Origin of the sequence: Neoalteromonas flava (assembly GCF_002807685.1) — a bacterium.
Classification (GTDB): Bacteria; Pseudomonadota; Gammaproteobacteria; order Enterobacterales; family Alteromonadaceae; genus Alteromonas_E; species Alteromonas_E flava.
In genome coordinates this window covers 1-261 of sequence record NZ_PEAX01000039.1, presented here as the reverse complement: position 1 = coordinate 261, position 261 = coordinate 1, and the positions used below count along the sequence as shown (strand labels likewise).

The 261-nt window shown below is 54.4% G+C and carries 1 rRNA gene; it reads right to left on the bottom strand.

The features are described 5' to 3' along the window. Positions 1 to 261: ribosomal RNA gene (locus CSH92_RS17025) — 16S ribosomal RNA — on the bottom strand; the annotation flags it as partial.

Genomic DNA, 261 nt, shown 5'->3' with positions numbered 1-261 from the left:
CCACTGCTGCCTCCCGTAGGAGTCTGGGCCGTGTCTCAGTCCCAGTGTGGCTGATCTTCCTCTCAGAACAGCTAGAGATCGTCGCCTTGGTGAGCCTTTACCTCACCAACTAGCTAATCTCACTTGGGCTTCTCTATAGGTGGGAGCCGAAGCCCCCTTTGGTCCGTAGACATTATGCGGTATTAGCAGTCGTTTCCAACTGTTATCCCCCTCCTAAAGGCAAATTCCCAAGCATTACTCACCCGTCCGCCACTCGTCAGC